The organism is Geobacillus kaustophilus (genome assembly GCF_000948285.1).
In the GTDB taxonomy this organism is placed as follows: Bacteria; Bacillota; Bacilli; order Bacillales; family Anoxybacillaceae; genus Geobacillus; species Geobacillus thermoleovorans_A.
Map to the genome: position 1 here is coordinate 503,923 of NZ_JYBP01000003.1, position 17,675 is coordinate 521,597.

Below are 17,675 nucleotides of genomic sequence, written 5' to 3' on the forward strand. Positions count from 1 at the left end.
GAAGAATGAACCAGCGCCTTGTTTACGTCGTATCCGATTCCGGCGGGGAAACGGCCGAGCTTGTCGTCAAAGCGGCGGCCAGCCAGTTTCACGCCTCGCCGATTCAAGTGAAACGCGTCCCGTATGTGGAAGATAAAACGACATTGGCTGAAGTCGTCGCTTTAGCGAAAATGAACCGCGCCATTATCGCGTTTACGCTCGTCGTTCCGGAGATGCGGGAATTCTTGCTCGCCGAAGCGGCGCGCGAAGGAGTCGTCGCATACGATATCATCGGTCCGCTCATTGAAAAGATGAGCAATTTGTTCCAGCTGACGCCAAGATATGAGCCGGGTCAAGTGCGCGTGCTTGACGAAGATTACTTCAAAAAGATCGAAGCGATCGAATTTGCCGTCAAATACGATGACGGGCGCGACCCGCGCGGCATTTTGCGCGCCGATATCGTGCTCATCGGCGTATCGCGCACATCGAAAACACCGCTGTCGCAATATTTGGCGCATAAGCGGCTGAAGGTGGCGAATGTGCCGATCGTTCCAGAGGTCGAGCCGCCGGAGCAGCTGTTTCGAGTCGGTCCGGGGAAATGCTTCGGCTTGAAAATCAGTCCGGATAAACTGCTTTCGATCCGCCGCGAGCGGCTGAAATCGCTCGGCCTGAACGACCAAGCGATTTACGCCAATATGGATCGAATCAAAGAGGAGCTCGCTTATTTTGATGAAGTCGTGAAAAAAATCGGCTGCGACGTCATCGATGTGACCAACAAGGCGGTCGAAGAGACGGCGAGCATCATTATGAAAAAGTTGAAGCGCTAGCTTCGCCTCATCCGCACGATTTCTTGATTGGAGTCGTGCGTTTTCTTATGGCATATTGCCGCGACTTATATTATAATAAAAAATTGCGAGAAAAATGACCTATATAGGTTTAGAGCGGCCATGAGACGAGTAAACTATTTATAGCCGCTTGTCAAGAAGAACGAAAAAAAGATTTTCGACAAAGTTGTCCATCATTCGGCAAAAAAGCAGGATTTTTTTGCGATGGTGTAGAATAATAGGGGGTGTAAGGCAACCCTTGCTTTATGAGCACGGTCATCTGTTGCACAAGATCGTCAAGAAAAAAGTGAAATTTTCTTTTTCTTGCTGAAATATAATATACCGAAGCTCATCTTCGAGATGCACCGCTCTGATGAATCTTTGTCCAGACGGCGGGCTGAGGGGCGGGAAGCGGATGATCAAGCCAGCCGATTTTACGGGCAAGGGGGCGAAGCGAACGTTTTGAAAAAATTTGTCGAAATGGAAAGGAAAATCGGCTTGTTGCCGAGAATAAATACGATACGGGGTTGTTCGTATGGGACATCGCATTCCCGAGGAAACGATTGAAGCCATCCGCCGCGGCGTTGACATCATTGATGTCATTGGCGAATACGTCCAGTTGAAAAAGCAAGGCCGCAACTATTTTGGCTTATGCCCGTTTCACGGAGAAAAGACGCCATCGTTTTCCGTTTCCCCAGAAAAGCAAATTTTCCACTGCTTCGGCTGCGGGGCAGGGGGGAATGCCTTTACGTTTTTAATGGATATCGAAGGCATTCCGTTTGTGGAAGCGGCGAAACGTCTTGCGGCCAAAGCAGGGATCGACTTGTCCGCCTATGAGCTGGACAGCCGCGGGAGTGATGGCAGCCGAGCCGACGAGGCGAAGGCGATGGTTGAAGCACACACGTTGTTGAAACGATTTTACCATCATTTGCTTGTTCATACAAAAGAAGGACAAGCCGCGCTCGACTATTTGCGGGCGCGCGGGTGGACAAAAGAAACGATCGACCGATTTGAAATCGGCTATGCGCCGGATGTTCCTGATGCCGCCGTCAAGCTGCTGGAGAGCCGTTCGTTTCCGTTGGTGTTGATGGAAAAGGCGGGCTTGTTGGTGAAAAAAGAAGACGGGCGATACGTCGACCGCTTCCGGAATCGGATTATGTTTCCGATTCATGATCATCGCGGCGAGACGGTTGGTTTTTCCGGCCGTCTGCTCGGCGACGGGCAACCAAAGTACATGAACAGCCCAGAAACGCCGATTTTCCGCAAAGGCACGCTTTTGTATTTTTTTCACGAGGCGCGCGTGTCAATCCGCAAGCGTCAAGAGGCGCTGCTCGTTGAAGGGTTTGCCGATGTCATCTCTGCCGTGCAGGCTGGCGTTGACTATGTGGTGGCAACGATGGGAACGTCGCTGACCGAGGAGCAGGCACGCATTTTGCGCCGCCATGCTGAAACGGTCACGATTTGCTATGACGGCGACAGCGCCGGAACGGAGGCCGCCTGGCGCGCCGCCGAACAATTGAGCGCATTCGGGTGCCGCGTGAAGGTAGCGTTGCTCCCGGACGGGCTGGATCCAGATGAATATATACGCACTGGCGGCGCCGGCCGTTTTGCCGAAGAGATCGACGCCGCCCGGCCGCTCATGGCGTTTAAAATGGACTATTTGCGGCGGAGAAAAAATTTGCAGGAAGAAGGCGACCGGCTCCGTTATATCGAGGAAGCGCTCCGAGAAATCAGCAAGCTGTCGAGCCCGGTGGAAAAAGATTATTATATGCGCCAGCTTGCGGATGAGTTTTCGCTGTCGCTCTCCGCGCTTTACGAACAGTTGTCCCGCTCCAAGCCGGAACAGCCAAAGCCGCAGGTAAACAACGACGGAAAACAAGCCCAGCCGGCATTGACGAAAAAATTGCTTCCGGCCTTTCAAAATGCCGAGCGGTTGCTGCTTGCCCATATGATGCGGAGCCGCGAGGTGGCGCTCTTTGTTCAGGAGCAGGTCGGCGGCCGATTTAATATCGAAGAGCATCGGGCGTTGGCTGCTTACATTTACGCCTTTTACGAAGAGGGGCATGAAGCCGACCCCAGCGCGCTCATGTCTCGGCTTCCTGGCGAGTTGCGGACGCTGGCGAGCGAACTGTCGCTTTTGTTGGTCGCAGACGACGTTTCCGAGCGGGAGCTTGCCGATTGCATCCGGCATGTGTTGAATCACCCGAAATGGTTAATGCTAAAGGAAAAAGAGCAAGAAAAGACGGAAGCGGAGCGAAGAAAAGACTTTTTGACGGCCGCCCGCATCGCGAAAGAGATGATTGAGATGAAAAAAATGTTATCTTCTTCATAACATGGTGGTATGAGTTTTTAAAGGAGGTAATGAAATGGCTGAAAAACCAGCCCAATCAAAGCAGGCTGAAGCTGCCGGCGAATCGCTTGAACAAGTGAAAGAGCAACTCGCTGAGCTCGGCAAAAAGCGGGGGATTCTCACCTATGAGGAAATCGCTGAGCGGTTGTCCGGCTTTGATTTGGACTCCGATCAGATGGATGAGTATTATGAATACCTCGCTGAGCAGGGCATTGAAGTGATCAGCGAATCTGACCTTGAGGCCGATCCCGACATCGATGACTTGGCCAAAGAGGAAGAATTCGACTTAAATGACTTGTCCGTTCCTCCCGGCGTCAAAATCAATGACCCGGTGCGCATGTACTTGAAGGAGATCGGCCGCGTGCCGCTGTTGTCGGCGGAAGAAGAAATCGAGCTGGCGAAACGGATCGAGCAAGGCGATGAAGAAGCGAAACGCCGGCTGACGGAAGCGAACCTCCGCCTCGTCGTCAGCATCGCCAAACGGTATGTCGGCCGCGGCATGCTCTTTCTTGATTTGATTCAAGAGGGGAACATGGGGCTGATCAAGGCGGTCGAAAAGTTTGACTATCGGAAAGGCTACAAGTTCAGCACGTACGCGACGTGGTGGATCCGCCAAGCCATCACAAGGGCGATCGCCGATCAGGCGCGGACGATCCGCATCCCGGTTCATATGGTCGAAACGATCAATAAACTGATCCGCGTCCAACGGCAATTGCTCCAAGACCTCGGGCGCGAACCAACGCCGGAAGAAATCGCCGAGGAAATGGATTTGACGCCGGAAAAAGTGCGGGAAATTTTGAAAATCGCCCAAGAACCGGTGTCGCTCGAGACGCCGATCGGCGAGGAAGATGACTCGCATCTTGGCGATTTCATCGAAGATCAAGACGCGACATCGCCATCCGAGCACGCTGCTTACGAGCTGTTGAAAGAGCAGCTCGAAGATGTGCTTGATACGCTGACGGATCGCGAGGAAAATGTGCTGCGCCTCCGCTTCGGGCTTGACGACGGACGGACGCGGACGCTCGAAGAAGTCGGCAAAGTGTTCGGCGTGACGCGCGAACGCATCCGTCAAATTGAAGCCAAAGCGTTGCGCAAGCTGCGCCATCCAAGCCGCAGCAAACGGCTGAAAGACTTTTTAGAGTGACCGTTTTGTTCGATAGTTTACTTCTTCGGAAGTAAACTATTTTTTCTTTCTTTATGGTATGGGAAAGGTGGTCTATCTATGAATCGGCAACGACGGGAAACGATCATCCAAGAAATCGAATATTGGAAACGTTCGCGCCTTCTGCCGGAACATTATTGCGACTATTTGCTCGCGTTGTACACGGAAGGAGACGCCCGTTCGCACGGCCGACGGTGGCGCAGCTCGCTCGCCGCTGGTCTCTGTTTATTGCTTCCAGCCGTTGCTCTTGTCATTTATTTTACTGAATTGTCATTCGTTTTGCAAACGCTCCTTTTCGCCCTTTTTTTGGCTGCCTGCTTGTTCTTTTGTTGGCGGTGGCGGAACAAGCGAGAGCTCCTTCACTTTCCGCTCATCGGAAGCGCCTGGATTTTGCTTGTGGCATCCATTTTTGAGGTCGATCGGTATTTTCCCAGGCAAACGGGTGCGCTAGTAGCTGTCGTGCTCGGAAACTGTGTTCTCTGGTTTGTTGTCGGCCGCCTGCTTCACCTTCGCTACTTTTCGCTCGCCGCTGTCAGCGGGGCGTTGCTTGCAGCCGCCGTCGCCTGGTGGCGCTGAGGCGTGTTGTTGCCATTTCGGCAACTTAGGGCTTTTCCTTGACCATTATTTACAGTAAAATAAAATTGTTTGCAGCGTTCTTCATTATACATAAGGGAGGTAAAAGAGATGAACCGCAATCCGCTCATCCCGTTTTTCATCATCATGGCATTCGGGATTGTGCTGACGTTTGTCTTGTCGTTTAAAGGGCTAGGCGATGCGAAGGAAATGGCCAAAGAGAAAAAAGGCGGCGAAAAAACGGAACAAACGGCCGAATTCAACCCAGAGCAGTTTTACCAACAAACGTGCTCTAGCTGTCACGGCCAAAACTATGAAGGCGGCGTCGGTCCATCGTTGAAAGGGGTCGGGCAACGGCTGTCGATGGACCAAATTAAAGACGTCATCCAACACGGGCGCGGCAACATGCCGCCAGGGCTTGTGCCGGCGGATAAAGCCGATGCCATGGCGAAATGGCTCGCCGGTTTAAAATAAATAATGGGTGGTGAGCATCCCTTTGCTTTTTGGCAAGGGGATGTTTTGTTTAGTACAATAGAGGCGCGCGGCGCTGGAGAGGAAAGGAGGGGAAGGCGAACCGCCTTCGCGCTGCAGGTGGCGGAAGGTTGGTTGCCATTGCGGTGCTATGAATGAATTTCGCTTGTCGAAACGGCTGGAAACGGTCGCCTCATTCATTCCTAAAGGGGCGGTGCTTGCTGACATTGGGTCGGATCATGCGTATTTGCCTTGCTATGCCTGCTTGCACGGCTGCGCATCAAAAGCCATTGCCGGCGAGGTGGCGGACGGACCGTTCCGCCTAGCGCAGCAGCAAGTCGAGAAGTCCGGGCTTTCTCATCTCATTTCCGTGCGAAAAGGAGACGGGCTTTCGGTTCTCGCTCCAAAAGAGGCGGACTGCATCACGATCGCCGGCATGGGTGGGGCGCTGATCGCCCGCATTTTGGGCGACGGAAAGGAAAAGCTTGACGGCGTCAAACGGCTCATTTTGCAGCCAAACGTTGGCGCGGAACTTGTTCGCCGTTGGCTTCTTGATCATGGGTGGGAATTGATTGCCGAACGCATTTTGAAGGAAGAGGGGCAAATTTATGAAGTGCTCGTCGCCGAGCCCGGCGTCCCCCGACGGCCGTATCGCCATCTCGAGGCGGAGCTGCTCCTTGGACCGTTTTTGCGCCGGGAAAACAGCGAGGTGTTCCGCGAGAAGTGGAAGCGCGAGATTGAAAATTGGAAACGGATCATCGCTGATTTGACGGCCAAAGGGCAAAGCGAAGCGGCTGAGCGGAAAAAGCGCGAACTGGAGAGAAAAGTTCAATTGGTAGAGGAGGCGATGCTATGAGCCGCGTTCCGTACGGCTATGAAATCATTCAGCTTCTTGAGCAGCTTGCTCCGAAACAGTTGGCGATGGAAGGGGATCGGAGCGGTCTGCAAATCGGGACGCTAAACAAGCCGGTCAAAAAAGTGATGATCGCTCTTGATGTGCTCGAAGATGTCGTTGTCGAAGCGATCGATCAGCAAGTGGATTTAATCATCGCCCACCACCCGCCGCTGTACCGCCCGCTGAAGCAGCTGCTGACGGATGAGGGGCACGGGCGGATGATCGCCGCGTGCATCAAGCATGACATTGCGGTGTACGCCGCCCATACGAATTTGGATGTGGCCGATGGCGGTCTGAACGATTGGCTGGCCGAGGCGCTCGGTCTCCAAGAGACGACAGTGCTTGTGCCGACGTATACGGAAGCGTTGAAAAAGCTCGTTGTCTATGTGCCGGTGACGCATGCTGAGGTGGTGCGGAAGGCCTTAGGCGATGCCGGCGCCGGGCATATTGGCCGCTACAGCCATTGCACGTTCAACAGCCGCGGCGTCGGCACGTTTTTGCCGGAGGAAGGGGCGCGGCCGTTCATCGGCGAGCAAGGGCGGCTCGAGGAAGTTGAGGAAGTGCGCATCGAAACGATCGTGCCGGCCTCTCTTGAACGGCAAGCGATTCAGGCGATGCTGTCTGTTCATCCGTATGAGGAAGTGGCATATGATATCTATCCGCTTGACAACGGAGGCCGCCGCTTCGGGCTTGGGCGCATTGGCCGGCTGCCGCATCCGGTGACGCTTGGCGCTTTCGCCGAGCAGGTGAAAGCGGCGTTTTCCGTTCCGGCGGTGCGCGTCGTGGGCCGGCTGGACGATCTCGTGCAAACGGTCGCGGTGCTTGGCGGCGACGGAAACAAGTTTGTCAGCGCAGCCAAGGCGGCTGGCGCGGACGTGTACGTGACCGGCGATGTGTATTATCATACCGCCCATGACGCCCAAGCGCTCGGCCTTCATATCATCGACCCAGGCCATAATGTAGAAAAAATCATGAAAGAAGGCGTAACCCGTTACTTAACCGCTGAGCTCGCGAAACGTCAATGGGAGGCGGAAGTGATCGCTTCTAGCGTCTATACCGATCCGTTTCAGTTCGTATGAACGGCCAACGAAAAGGGCTGTCCTGGATGAGCGGTTCAACCGTTTGTCCAAGACAGCCTCTCTTTATGGACGAAACAACCGTCACTCTTCCTTCTTTGTTTTCACTTTCGGCAAAATTTTTTGCAGCGGCACTTTCCGTTCCCGCTTCCATGTCGACGGGTCGTTCGGGTCAAACTGCTCCAAAAAATCGATCACTTCTTTCGTAATCGGCGTCGGAGTGGAGGCGCCGGCGGTGACAGCGACTTTTTTCGCATCTTTAATCCAGTTGATATCGATTTCCGTTACATCGGCGACGCGATACGCCTTCGTGCCGGCGATCTCTTCCGATACTTGGGCGAGGCGGTTCGAGTTGTTGCTGCGCGGGTCGCCGACGACGATCGTCACATCGGCTTCCTTCGCCTGCTCAGCGACCGCCTCTTGTCGAAGCTGGGTGGCGAGGCAAATTTCTTTATGCATTTCCACGTGCGGGTATTTTTCTTTCACTTTCGCCATGATGTCGGCGACGTCCCATTGGCTCATCGTCGTTTGGTTCGTCACCATGATGCGCTCATTGTGAATGGACAGCCGTTCGACATCATCGATAGTTTCTACAAGATGGATCCTTTCCGGATTGATGCCGACCGCTCCTTCCGGTTCCGGGTGTCCTTTTTTGCCGATATATATGATATCGTAGCCATCGGCGAGCTTTTGTTCGATGAGCCGATGCGTTTTTGTCACATCGGGGCATGTCGCATCAATCGTGACAAGTCCCTTTTCGAGCGCTCGTTTTTTCACTTCCGGTGAGACGCCGTGGGCGGTGAAAATGACGGTGCCATGGTCAATTTTTTCCAAAATTTCCAAACGGTTTTCTCCATCGAGCGTGATGATGCCTTCTTCGGCAAACGCGTCCGTGACGTGCTTATTATGGACAATCATGCCGAGAATGTAAATCGGACGCGGCAAAGATGGGTCCAACGCCGCGTTGCGGGCGATGACCATTGCATCGACCACCCCGTAGCAATACCCGCGAGGGGTAATTTTAATCACTTCCATCATATTCCCTCCCTGCCGCCGGCTGTGCGGCGGTTGTTCATCTTTCATTATATCGGAGCACCGGAGAGAAGACAAAGAATAACCGCCCTAAACAGAGGGTGCGCTAGGGCGGGGAAAGAAACTAGATATACAGTTTCGGCTTGGACGGCTTCGGGGCGGCCGGTGTTTCTTTTTCCTGCGGCTCTTCGCGCTTTGCCTGCGGAACGGAGCGTTTTTTTGGCGCCTTGGCGGCCGGCTTTTGTTTCGTTTCGTTGGCCGGTGCGCTTTCCGACGTTGTTTCGCCTTCCCCTTCGTCGGCCGGTTTCAGCTCGCGGAAAATGCGGATCATCGCCGGAAGATTGCGGATGAGCGGTCCATACTGCTGCACCATCGGCATGACATTTTGCGCGATGCCGAGCATTTTTTGCACGTTGTTTAACATGCCAACCAAGCCGCCGCCCGTGTTGGATGCGGCGGTGTTAGCAGCGTTGGGCAGCATCGGCAGCCCCCACGGAGATGACGCAGCAGCCGGCGGCTGCCCGCGCGAAAACAAGCGAGCCAAGAAGCCGCCGGGGCCGCTGGGGCCGCTGGGGCCAAAAGGCGGCGCCGGCATGCGGGCGAACGGGGCTGGCGGCCTTCCGGCAAACGGAGAAGGCATCATCGGGGGCCGGCTGTATCTCATAGCAGTTGCCTCCTTTCGGTCGTGCGGATGAACGAATGTCCTCCTTCATACAATATGCGGGCAAGGCGGGAAAGGTTTGTTGCCGCATCGTCTTTAGTTGCGGCAGGGGGCAGCGATTCGCTATAATGGTGAAGCGGACGAAGCGGTGCCCATATGCCATTTGAAACGTTAACGTTTACGCTCTTTTATGGAGCCAGCGACTGTCGGGTGACCGAACAATATCGCTTCCAGACCCATGCATGGGTCTGTGAAGCAGTGGGTTGTTCGGTCTTCCGTCGCGTCAAAGCTTGTCGCCGACAGTCGGAAAAATAGACGACACGCTTTTGGACCAACGAGATGGGAAACCTTCCAGTTGCATTTATATTATAGAAGGGAGTGGTGCTTGATGATAGAAACGCAGTTCACTCGTTTTCCGTTTCAACCGTTTATCATTGAAGCGATCAAGGCGCTTCGTTTTTATAAACCGACGGAAATTCAAGAGCGCATCATTCCGGGGGCGCTGCGCGGCGAAAGCATGGTCGGCCAATCGCAAACCGGAACGGGAAAAACACATGCGTACTTATTGCCGATCATTGAAAAAATCAAACCGGAACATGCCGAAGTGCAAGCCGTCATCACGGCGCCGACGCGCGAATTAGCGACGCAAATTTACCACGAAACGCTGAAAATCACGAAGTTTTGCCCGAAAGATCGAATGATCGTCGCCCGTTGCTTGATCGGCGGGACGGATAAGCAAAAAGCGCTCGAAAAGCTCAACGTGCAGCCGCATATTGTCATCGGCACGCCAGGGCGCATCAACGATTTCATCCGCGAGCAGGCGCTTAATGTGCATACAGCGCACATCCTTGTCGTCGATGAAGCCGACTTGATGCTTGATATGGGCTTTATCACGGATGTCGACCAAATTGCCGCCCGGATGCCGAAAGACTTGCAAATGCTCGTCTTTTCAGCGACGATTCCGGAAAAGCTGAAGCCGTTTTTGAAAAAATATATGGAAAACCCGACCTTTGTCCACGTCGATCCGAAACAGACGGCGAACGAAAACATTGAACATGTGCTCATCCCGCTGCGCGGACGCGAGAAAACAAAACTTCTTCATGATGTGCTCCTCAGCTACAACCCGTATTTGGCCATCGTATTTGTCAACACAAGGAAAATGGCTGACGAGGTCGCCGACCGTCTCGCTGAGCAAGGGTTGAAAGTCGGCGTGCTGCACGGCGATTTGACGCCGCGTGAGCGGAGAAAGATGATGAATCTCATCCGCGATTTGGAGTTTCAATATGTCGTCGCGACCGATTTGGCGGCGCGCGGCATCGATATTGAAGGCGTCAGCCACGTCATCAACTACGAGCTGCCTGATGATCTGCAGTTTTATATTCACCGCGCCGGACGGACGGCGCGCGCCGGCTATAGCGGCATTGCGGCAACGATTTACGAGCCGTCTGACCAAGATGCGATTGCTCGATTGGAAAAAATGGGGATTTCGTTTGTTCACCGTGATTTCGTGGGCGGCGAATGGAAGGAGCTGCCGCCGTGGAACCGGCGAAGCAAGCGGGCGGGCGAAAAGGATGACGAACTGGCGTTGCTTTTCGCCAAACTGAAAAAAACGAAGCAAGTGAAGCCGGGCTACAAAAAAAAGCTGCGCGCGGAGCTGGAGAAGAAGAAAAAGCGGCTTGGCCGCTTCAAAAAATCATAATAGCCGTCCGCCTTTAACGCAAAGAAAAGGGAGAGAAGAACATGTTAAAAATCGGTTCACATGTTTCCATGAGCGGAAAGAAAATGCTGCTGGCCGCCAGCGAAGAAGCGGTCTCCTACGGAGCGAACACGTTTATGATTTACACTGGGGCGCCGCAAAACACAAAGCGCAAGTCGATTGAAGAGCTCAACATCGAAGCCGGGCGCAAGCATATGCAAGTGCACGGCATCGAAGAGATTGTCGTCCACGCCCCGTATATCATCAATATCGGCAATACGACCAATCTCGATACGTTTTCGCTAGGCGTCGACTTTTTGCTCACGGAAATCGAGCGGACGGAAGCGATTGGCGCCAAACAGCTCGTGCTGCACCCAGGCGCTCATGTCGGCGCAGGGGTGGAAGCCGGACTTCGGCAAATTATTCGCGGATTGAATGAAGTGTTGACGCGCGAGCAGACGGTCGAAATTGCCCTGGAAACGATGGCCGGCAAAGGGTCGGAATGCGGGCGGACGTTTGAGGAGCTAGCGTACATTATCGACGGCGTCGCCTATAATGATAAGCTGTCCGTTTGCTTTGATACGTGCCATACGCATGACGCCGGCTATGACATCGTCAACGATTTTGACGGCGTTCTTGAGGAGTTTGACCGGATCATCGGCCTCGGGCGGCTGAAAGTACTGCACATCAACGACAGCAAAAACCCGCGCGGCAGCCGGAAAGACCGCCATGAAAACATCGGTTTCGGCCATATCGGGTTTGCTGCGCTCAACTATATCGTCCATCATCCGCAGCTTGAGGATATTCCGAAAATTTTAGAAACCCCATACGTGGGCGAAGACAAAAACAACAAAAAACCGCCGTACAAGCACGAAATTGCCATGCTGCGGGCGCAGTCGTTCGATGACCAGTTGCTTGAAAAAATCACCGCTGGGGCGGAATGAAAAAAGGGCTATGCGCCCTTTTATTTTTTTTGCACGAATTTCAAAAATAGCTCGTTCGCTTTTCGAGCGATGTCTGGCGAAGTGATTTTCGCTAACTCTCGCACCCATTTTTTCCGCTCCTCGGGGTCAAAGACGTTAATGTCGTTCGTCCGGGCGAGATGAAGAATTTGTTTCGCTTGGCTTGTCGTGATGGGCAAGCCGTACTCTCGGCTGTACGCAACGAGTTCTTCCGGGGTGATCGTTTTTAATTTTTGCTTGACAAGCTGTTGGTAAATGTTCATCGCAGCCGCCTCCTTGCTTCTGTTCCATCATATGACGTGAATGGAAAAGGCGTGTATGGTATAATAGAAAAAACAAAAAGGGAAAGGGTGGTAGTTTGGCGCCAAAACAGCATAAAAAAGAACCGTTAGGCCATGTGTTGTATCGGGTGTTGATGATCGCCATCGGCGCCTCTTTGGCGGCGTTTGCCATCGAGCGGCTGCTCGTTCCAAACAAAATGATCGACGGCGGCATCATTGGCATATCGCTGATTCTGGACTACTTGACTCCGGACGAATGGCGGCTGCTCAATTTCGCCACGCTCGTCATCCTCTTAAACGCCCCGTTCATGTATTTCGGCTACAAGCAAATCGGGAAAACGTTCATGCTGTCAACGATTTTAGGCGTCGTGATCCTCGGCGTCACCGAACGAGCATTTCACCATCTTTCCCCGCTGACAACCGAGCCGATTTTAGCCACCGTTTTTGGCGGGTTGTCGCTCGGTCTTGGCGTCGGATTGGTCATCCGTCATGGCGGATCGCTCGATGGGACGGAAATTTTAGGGATTTTGATGACGAAAAGAATCCCGTTCTCGGTCGGCGAGTTTGTCATGTTTGTCAACGTTTTTATTTTTGGCTGGGCGGCGTTTGTGTTTGGCCTCGAGCCGGCCATGTATTCGGTGATGACGTACTACATCGCCTCAAAAACGATCGATGCGGTCATTGAAGGGCTTGACGAGACGCGGGCGGCCTTTATTGTGACCGATCATTATGAGGAAATTTCCGACGCCATTTTGCACCGGCTCGGACGCGGGACAACGAAATTGCTCGGCAAAGGCGGATATACGGACGAGCAAAAGGAAATCATTTATGCAGTCGTCACGCGCTTGGAAGTGACAAAACTAAAATCGATCGTCAATGAAATCGATCCGGATGCGTTCATCACCATTATGCCGACGCATGAAGTGCGCGGAGCCCGCTTTAAATCAGCGATTCATTGAGGTTTACAAAACGCGGATGGTGGGGTATACTTGCATAGTGAAGAAAATCGGAATGATTCTGAATTAGCAAGGGAGAACGGCCATGGAAAATGGGCTTGTTGTGCAAATGGAGGATGTGTCGTTCCGCTATGAAAAAGAGAACGTGCTTGAGCATGTTAGTTTAACGGTGCCGAAAGGGGCATTTTTAGGATTGGTCGGCCCGAACGGCTCGGGAAAATCGACGCTGCTCAAATGTGTGCTCGGCTTGTTAAAACCGAACAGCGGCCGCATTTTTTTGTTCGGCGAGCCGATTGAATCGTTTCGCGAATGGCATCGGATCGGTTTCGTGTCGCAAAAAGCGAACAGCTTCAACCGCAGCTTTCCGGCGACGGTTGAGGAAGTGGCGGCGAGTGGATTGGCGGCCAAACGCGGCTTATTTCGGCCGCTGACAAATGAAGACCGCCGTGCGGTCGAAGCGGCGCTCGCGGCTGTTGGGTTGAGCGGCCTGGCAAAGCGCAATATCGCGGAGCTGTCCGGTGGCCAGCAACAACGGGTATTTATCGCCCGCGCACTGGCGAGCAAGCCGGAGTTGCTCATTTTAGACGAGCCGACGGTCGGCGTGGATGCACGCCATGTGCATGAATTTTACGAACTGCTCGGCGACTTGAACCGCCGCGGCTTAACGCTTATCTTAGTGACGCATGACATCGGGACGATCACGGACCGGGTGACCGATATCGCCTGCTTGAACAAGCGCCTCTATTTCCATGGAAAGGCGGAAGAGTTCGAACATCTTGGCAACGAGGCGATTTCGCAGTTTTATGGCCATCCGCTCCACGTTCTCTCTCACGAGCATGAACGGACGGAATGAAACGGTGACGGTGGAGGAATGACACGTGTGGGAAGCCATTTGGCAATACGAATTTTTGCGCAATGCGTTTGTTGCCGGCGTTTTGACCGGTTTCACGGCGCCATTGCTCGGCGTTTTTATTGTCGTTCGGCGGTTGTCACTCATCGCTGATGCGTTGAGTCATGTGACGCTCGCCGGCATTGCCGCCGGGCTCTTGCTCGGTTCAGCGGCGCCGGCGGCCGCCAGCTGGAGTCCGCTTTACATCGGCATGAGTTTTTCCGTCGTCGCGTCGCTTTTCGTCGAGAAGCTGCGCGCCGTTTACCGGCATTATGAGGAGCTCGCCATTCCGATCGTTTTGTCGGCTGGCATCGGCTTGAGCGTCATTTTCATTTCGATGGCCAACGGGTTTACGACCGATTTGTTTTCGTATTTATTCGGAAGCGTCAGTGCCGTCAGCCGTGCTGACGTTTGGACAGCGTTTGCTGTCGCCGCAGCTGCCGCGATGGTGATTTTGACGTTTTACAAAGAGCTGTTTCTTCTTTCCTTTGACGAGGAATACGCCCGTGTCTCCGGCGTTCGCACCACATTGATCCATTTTTTGTTTATTGTGCTTGTTGCGCTCGTCATCGCTGCATCAATGCGCATCGTCGGCGTGCTCCTCATCTCGTCGCTCATGACGCTGCCGGTGGCGGCGAGCATCCGCATCGCCAAAAGTTTTAAACAGGTGATCGGGCTTTCGATTTTGTTCGGGGAGCTGGCCGTTATCGCCGGGCTCTGGGCGGCGTATGAGCTGGACTGGGCGCCGGGCGGAACGATCGTCATCGCAGCGGTTGTCATTTTGCTTTTCGCACTCGGATGGAAAAGGGGGCGGCAGCGATGAATATCGACCAAGCGTTGCAGTTGATGAAAGAGAAAGGGTTTAAATATACGGAAAAACGGAGACAAATGTTGGAGTTATTTGCCGAAAGCGACAAATACTTGACGGCCAAAGACGTGCTTGAAGCGCTCCGTCCCGTCTATCCGGGCTTGAGCGTTGATACAGTGTACCGCAATTTGTCGCTCTTTACGCTGCTTGGCATTTTGGAGATGACCGAGCTGTCCGGGGAAAAACATTTCCGTTTTGCCTGCGGCGTCCGCCGCCACCACCATCATTTCATTTGCATCCAGTGCGGAAAAACAAAAGAAATTGACGCATGTCCAATGGATGTGCTCGCCGAGAAGCTCGATGGTTATGAGATCGCTGACCATAAGTTTGAAATTTACGGCACATGTCCGCAATGCCAACAACATCTCCCTGTATAAGCAGGGAGATGTTGTTTTATGGCCGGAGGCGCTGTTCGATTTCTCGCTTTGCTTCAAGCCAGTTGTTGACGCGGATGACGTTTTCAGGGAGCGGGCCTTGGTTGTACGGAGTGTCAAACAAAATGACGGGAATGCCGCATGTTTCGGCGATTTCGCAGGCATTATCGTACTTGTCTTCAAAGAAGGCCGACAGCTTATATTGGCGGACGGCGGCGATTTTGTCGTGCGACCCAATCAGATCAATATGGTGGTAATGGACGCCGTGCCGCCGGAACCAGCGCTCGGTGAGATCGTACAAATGGCGGCCGCGGGCGCTGATGTAATACAGCTCGTATTTGTCTTTCCAGCTGTCAATCACCTCAAGCGCATAGCGGGCAAGCGGAGCCCTCTCATAAATATCCGCTTCGTTTTCTTCAAGCCAGCGGTCCATTTCTTCCTCCGCCACGCCGTATAACGGCGCCAAATTGTATTGCGTAATGTCGTTTAATGCGAGCTCTTTGCCGAATGCTTCGTTTAAATACGGAATGAACGTGCTCGGACATGTCACCGTGCCGTCAATGTCGATGCCAAGCCGTTTTTTCACCACTTCACCCTCCTGTTAGAAAATATTCACACTGATAAAATAACGCCGGTTTCTCATACTAATAATGCTTCTTACTTTAGGAAAGCGAGGGAAGCATATGGCAGACGACCGCGAGCGCACGTATGGAGGCTACGTGCAATCGATCGGAAAAGAGGAACCAGAACGCAATTTTATGGAAGAAACAGCGGCGGAAGTCGCTGAACCGATTCGCCGCGCCGATGAACGGGACAAAGAACGCGCGGACGGCGCCGGGCTCGGCTGGCTCGCTTTGGCCCTGTCCATCATTGCCTTGTTTATTTGGCCGATTTTGTTAGGGGCGGCCGGCATTATTGTCGGGTTTATCGCGCGCCGACGCGGCGCAGAGACGCTCGGTGCGTGGGCCATCGGCATCGGCGTCATCGCGATTCTCGTCCGTCTGTTTATTATGCCGTTTTATACGTAAAAAGCGAGGGTGTCCCCAAGAGGGGACGCCCTTTCTGGTTGTGCAGGAAAATTCCGCTCATTGGGCGGCGTTGCCTTTCAGAGCGGCTTTGTTTTCCTTATTGCTTTGCAAAATATTCTTCCGCCAGCTTGTCGATTTCTTTTTTCAGCTCTTCCACCATTTGCTCTTCCGGCACTTTTCGGACGATTTTGCCATGGCGAAACAACAAGCCTTCGCCGCGGGCGCCGGCGATGCCGATGTCGGCTTCCCGTGCTTCCCCTGGTCCATTGACGGCGCAACCGAGCACGGCGACTTTGATCGGCGCTCGAATTTGGGCGATATAGTCTTCGATTTCGTTGGCGATGCGGATCAAATCGATCTCAATCCGCCCGCACGTCGGGCAGGAAATAAGCGTCGCCGCATTGGAGGCAAGTCCGAACGTTTTTAAAATTTCGCGCGCCACTTTTACCTCTTCAACCGGGTCGGCGCTTAACGAAACGCGGATCGTATTGCCGATGCCTTTGCTTAAAATGGCGCCGAGCCCCACTGCGCTTTTGATCGTGCCGGAAAACAGAGTCCCCGCTTCGGTGATGCCGACATGGAGCGGGTAGTCGAACGTGCGCGCCGCTTTTTCGTACGCTTCAATGGCGAGGCGCACGTCGGACGCCTTTAACGAGACAATAATATCATGAAAATCAAGCTCTTCCAAAATGCGGATATGATATAAGGCGCTCTCCACCATGCCGTCGGCCGTCGGGTATCCGTATTTTTCCAAAATGCGTTTTTCCAGCGATCCGGCGTTGACGCCGATGCGAATCGGCACGCCGCGCTCTTTCGCCGCTTTCACGACCGCTTCGACTTTTTCGCGGCGCCCGATGTTGCCTGGATTGATGCGGATTTTATCGACGCCGCCTTCGATCGCTTTCAGCGCCAATTTATAGTCAAAGTGGATGTCGGCGACAAGCGGGATGTTGATTCGCTTTTTTATTTCCGGTATGGCCTCAGCCGCCCGCTCGTCCGGGCAGGCGACGCGGACGATTTGGCACCCCGCTTCCTCGAGGCGGTGGATTTGCGCCACCGTCGCTTCGACATCGTGCGTTTTTGTCGTCGTCATGCTTTGAATGATGACTTCGTTGCTGCCGCCGATTGTCAGCGGACCGACGCGGACCGGCCGAGTCTTTGAACGATGGATGATTTCACCCACGGGAATTCGCTCCTTTAACATTCAAGTCGCTTTCTGCATTATTGTAACAGTGCCATCCGCCGTTTGACAAGCGATTCGCCGGTTAGCGATAGATCGGCACTTTATAAGTTTTCCCGATTTTTAATGTTTGCGCATGTTCGCCTGGATTTAACCGTTCAAAATCACGGATCAGCTGCTCGAGCGGAACGGGCAATGGACCGTTGAGTTCTTTCTCGATGATGGACAACAACGTATCGCCAGGGCGAATGGTCACCGTCCGGTACGGGATGGCCGCCTGTTTCGACTGGACAATGGCTGCTGCTGTTTCAGACGAAGGGTGGAGCGTTCCGATGGCAAGATCGCGGTAAACAATATAGCTGGAAAGAATGAGAAATAGGAGAAGAATGAATTTTTTCATGGCGCTTCCTCCGCTTGC

At 53.5% G+C, this 17,675-nt stretch carries 20 protein-coding genes; 14 read left to right on the top strand and 6 right to left on the bottom strand.

Translation table 11 applies throughout. The features are described 5' to 3' along the window. Positions 1 to 5 precede the first annotated feature (5 nt). The 7 genes from LG52_RS02990 to LG52_RS03020 all read left to right on the top strand — a co-directional run bounded on the left by LG52_RS02990 (position 6) and on the right by LG52_RS03020 (position 7,333). On the top strand, positions 6 to 806 hold the full coding sequence (locus tag LG52_RS02990; RefSeq protein WP_014196367.1) for a pyruvate, water dikinase regulatory protein: 801 nt from the start codon (positions 6 to 8) through the stop codon (positions 804 to 806). Between the two features lie 532 nt (positions 807 to 1,338). Next, positions 1,339 to 3,135, top strand: a complete 1,797-nt coding sequence (gene dnaG, locus LG52_RS02995; RefSeq protein WP_044730803.1) for a DNA primase — start codon at positions 1,339 to 1,341, stop codon at positions 3,133 to 3,135. A 34-nt stretch (positions 3,136 to 3,169) separates the two neighbouring features. After that, complete coding sequence (gene rpoD / locus LG52_RS03000; protein ID WP_011231962.1) at positions 3,170 to 4,297, top strand: RNA polymerase sigma factor RpoD; 1,128 nt, start codon at positions 3,170 to 3,172, stop codon at positions 4,295 to 4,297. A 78-nt stretch (positions 4,298 to 4,375) separates the two neighbouring features. Continuing rightward, positions 4,376 to 4,891, top strand: coding sequence for a hypothetical protein (locus LG52_RS03005; protein ID WP_044730804.1), 516 nt, complete (start codon positions 4,376 to 4,378; stop codon positions 4,889 to 4,891). 108 nt (positions 4,892 to 4,999) lie between these two features. After that, positions 5,000 to 5,362, top strand: coding sequence for a cytochrome c550 (cccA, locus tag LG52_RS03010; protein WP_014196364.1), 363 nt, complete (start codon positions 5,000 to 5,002; stop codon positions 5,360 to 5,362). A 148-nt stretch (positions 5,363 to 5,510) separates the two neighbouring features. Further along, positions 5,511 to 6,215 (top strand): tRNA (adenine(22)-N(1))-methyltransferase, encoded by a 705-nt coding sequence (locus tag LG52_RS03015; RefSeq protein WP_044730805.1) that lies wholly within the window; start codon positions 5,511 to 5,513, stop codon positions 6,213 to 6,215. Beyond that, entirely contained in the window at positions 6,212 to 7,333 is a 1,122-nt protein-coding gene (locus LG52_RS03020; protein ID WP_044730806.1) for a Nif3-like dinuclear metal center hexameric protein, read from the top strand. The genes LG52_RS03015 and LG52_RS03020 overlap by 4 nt, the downstream gene beginning before the upstream one ends. Before the next feature lie 81 nt (positions 7,334 to 7,414). Here LG52_RS03020 and LG52_RS03025 read toward each other — a convergent pair whose 3' ends face one another. Together LG52_RS03025 and vrrA are read right to left on the bottom strand one after the other, a co-directional pair. Then, complete coding sequence (locus LG52_RS03025; protein ID WP_012820514.1) at positions 7,415 to 8,365, bottom strand: 4-hydroxy-3-methylbut-2-enyl diphosphate reductase; 951 nt, start codon at positions 8,363 to 8,365, stop codon at positions 7,415 to 7,417. A 121-nt stretch (positions 8,366 to 8,486) separates the two neighbouring features. Further along, positions 8,487 to 9,026, bottom strand: a complete 540-nt coding sequence (gene vrrA / locus LG52_RS03030) for a VrrA/YqfQ family protein (protein WP_044730807.1) — start codon at positions 9,024 to 9,026, stop codon at positions 8,487 to 8,489. A gap of 385 nt (positions 9,027 to 9,411) precedes the next feature. Between vrrA and LG52_RS03035 the strand changes: the two genes are divergently transcribed. Together LG52_RS03035 and LG52_RS03040 are read left to right on the top strand one after the other, a co-directional pair. Further along, positions 9,412 to 10,722 carry a DEAD/DEAH box helicase gene (locus tag LG52_RS03035; RefSeq protein ID WP_044730808.1) on the top strand — a complete coding sequence of 437 codons (1,311 nt, stop codon included), beginning with the start codon at positions 9,412 to 9,414 and terminating at the stop codon, positions 10,720 to 10,722. Positions 10,723 to 10,763: 41 nt separating this feature from the next. Continuing rightward, entirely contained in the window at positions 10,764 to 11,663 is a 900-nt protein-coding gene (locus tag LG52_RS03040) for a deoxyribonuclease IV (protein WP_044730809.1), read from the top strand. Between the two features lie 20 nt (positions 11,664 to 11,683). Here the strand turns inward: LG52_RS03040 and LG52_RS03045 are convergent, their stop codons facing one another. Continuing rightward, a complete protein-coding gene (locus LG52_RS03045; protein WP_011231953.1) occupies positions 11,684 to 11,944 on the bottom strand; it encodes a DUF2624 domain-containing protein in 261 nt (86 codons plus the stop codon). 95 nt (positions 11,945 to 12,039) lie between these two features. On the opposite strand from LG52_RS03045, the gene LG52_RS03050 reads away from it, so the two are divergent. The 4 genes from LG52_RS03050 (at position 12,040) to LG52_RS03065 (ending at position 15,052) form a co-directional block, all read left to right on the top strand. Beyond that, a complete protein-coding gene (locus tag LG52_RS03050; protein ID WP_082055832.1) occupies positions 12,040 to 12,921 on the top strand; it encodes a YitT family protein in 882 nt (293 codons plus the stop codon). Positions 12,922 to 13,003: 82 nt separating this feature from the next. Beyond that, positions 13,004 to 13,771, top strand: a complete 768-nt coding sequence (locus LG52_RS03055) for a metal ABC transporter ATP-binding protein (protein WP_044730810.1) — start codon at positions 13,004 to 13,006, stop codon at positions 13,769 to 13,771. A 25-nt stretch (positions 13,772 to 13,796) separates the two neighbouring features. Continuing rightward, a complete protein-coding gene (locus LG52_RS03060) occupies positions 13,797 to 14,630 on the top strand; it encodes a metal ABC transporter permease (RefSeq protein ID WP_044730811.1) in 834 nt (277 codons plus the stop codon). Beyond that, the gene (locus LG52_RS03065; protein WP_044730812.1) at positions 14,627 to 15,052 is read left to right on the top strand and encodes a Fur family transcriptional regulator; all 426 of its coding nucleotides are present in this window, start codon (positions 14,627 to 14,629) and stop codon (positions 15,050 to 15,052) included. Before LG52_RS03060 ends, LG52_RS03065 begins: the two co-directional genes overlap by 4 nt. 16 nt (positions 15,053 to 15,068) lie before the next feature. On the opposite strand, the gene LG52_RS03070 is transcribed toward LG52_RS03065, so the two are convergent. Further along, positions 15,069 to 15,635 (bottom strand): nucleotidase, encoded by a 567-nt coding sequence (locus LG52_RS03070; protein ID WP_011231948.1) that lies wholly within the window; start codon positions 15,633 to 15,635, stop codon positions 15,069 to 15,071. Between the two features lie 97 nt (positions 15,636 to 15,732). On the opposite strand from LG52_RS03070, the gene LG52_RS03075 reads away from it, so the two are divergent. Beyond that, positions 15,733 to 16,077: a hypothetical protein gene (locus LG52_RS03075; RefSeq protein WP_044730814.1), complete on the top strand. Its 345-nt coding sequence runs from the start codon at positions 15,733 to 15,735 to the stop codon at positions 16,075 to 16,077. Positions 16,078 to 16,174: 97 nt separating this feature from the next. On the opposite strand, the gene ispG is transcribed toward LG52_RS03075, so the two are convergent. Together ispG and LG52_RS03085 are read right to left on the bottom strand one after the other, a co-directional pair. Next, positions 16,175 to 17,260, bottom strand: a complete 1,086-nt coding sequence (gene ispG, locus LG52_RS03080; RefSeq protein WP_044730815.1) for a flavodoxin-dependent (E)-4-hydroxy-3-methylbut-2-enyl-diphosphate synthase — start codon at positions 17,258 to 17,260, stop codon at positions 16,175 to 16,177. An 82-nt stretch (positions 17,261 to 17,342) separates the two neighbouring features. Continuing rightward, positions 17,343 to 17,657, bottom strand: a complete 315-nt coding sequence (locus tag LG52_RS03085; RefSeq protein ID WP_044730816.1) for a LysM peptidoglycan-binding domain-containing protein — start codon at positions 17,655 to 17,657, stop codon at positions 17,343 to 17,345. Between the last annotated feature and the right edge of the window lie 18 nt (positions 17,658 to 17,675).

Excerpts from the sequence above, each read along its gene's own strand:
- LG52_RS03085 (WP_044730816.1), bottom strand. The coding sequence starts at position 17,657 with ATGAAAAAATTCATTCTTCTCCTATTTCTCATTCTTTCCAGCTATATT.
- rpoD (WP_011231962.1), top strand. The coding sequence starts at position 3,170 with ATGGCTGAAAAACCAGCCCAATCAAAGCAGGCTGAAGCTGCCGGCGAA.
- LG52_RS03020 (WP_044730806.1), top strand. The coding sequence starts at position 6,212 with ATGAGCCGCGTTCCGTACGGCTATGAAATCATTCAGCTTCTTGAGCAG.
- LG52_RS03025 (WP_012820514.1), bottom strand. The coding sequence starts at position 8,365 with ATGGAAGTGATTAAAATTACCCCTCGCGGGTATTGCTACGGGGTGGTC.
- LG52_RS03045 (WP_011231953.1), bottom strand. The coding sequence starts at position 11,944 with ATGAACATTTACCAACAGCTTGTCAAGCAAAAATTAAAAACGATCACC.
- LG52_RS02990 (WP_014196367.1), top strand. The coding sequence starts at position 6 with ATGAACCAGCGCCTTGTTTACGTCGTATCCGATTCCGGCGGGGAAACG.
- LG52_RS03040 (WP_044730809.1), top strand. The coding sequence starts at position 10,764 with ATGTTAAAAATCGGTTCACATGTTTCCATGAGCGGAAAGAAAATGCTG.
- LG52_RS03015 (WP_044730805.1), top strand. The coding sequence starts at position 5,511 with ATGAATGAATTTCGCTTGTCGAAACGGCTGGAAACGGTCGCCTCATTC.
- dnaG (WP_044730803.1), top strand. The coding sequence starts at position 1,339 with ATGGGACATCGCATTCCCGAGGAAACGATTGAAGCCATCCGCCGCGGC.
- cccA (WP_014196364.1), top strand. The coding sequence starts at position 5,000 with ATGAACCGCAATCCGCTCATCCCGTTTTTCATCATCATGGCATTCGGG.
- vrrA (WP_044730807.1), bottom strand. The coding sequence starts at position 9,026 with ATGAGATACAGCCGGCCCCCGATGATGCCTTCTCCGTTTGCCGGAAGG.
- LG52_RS03005 (WP_044730804.1), top strand. The coding sequence starts at position 4,376 with ATGAATCGGCAACGACGGGAAACGATCATCCAAGAAATCGAATATTGG.
- LG52_RS03035 (WP_044730808.1), top strand. The coding sequence starts at position 9,412 with ATGATAGAAACGCAGTTCACTCGTTTTCCGTTTCAACCGTTTATCATT.
- LG52_RS03065 (WP_044730812.1), top strand. The coding sequence starts at position 14,627 with ATGAATATCGACCAAGCGTTGCAGTTGATGAAAGAGAAAGGGTTTAAA.
- LG52_RS03075 (WP_044730814.1), top strand. The coding sequence starts at position 15,733 with ATGGCAGACGACCGCGAGCGCACGTATGGAGGCTACGTGCAATCGATC.
- LG52_RS03055 (WP_044730810.1), top strand. The coding sequence starts at position 13,004 with ATGGAAAATGGGCTTGTTGTGCAAATGGAGGATGTGTCGTTCCGCTAT.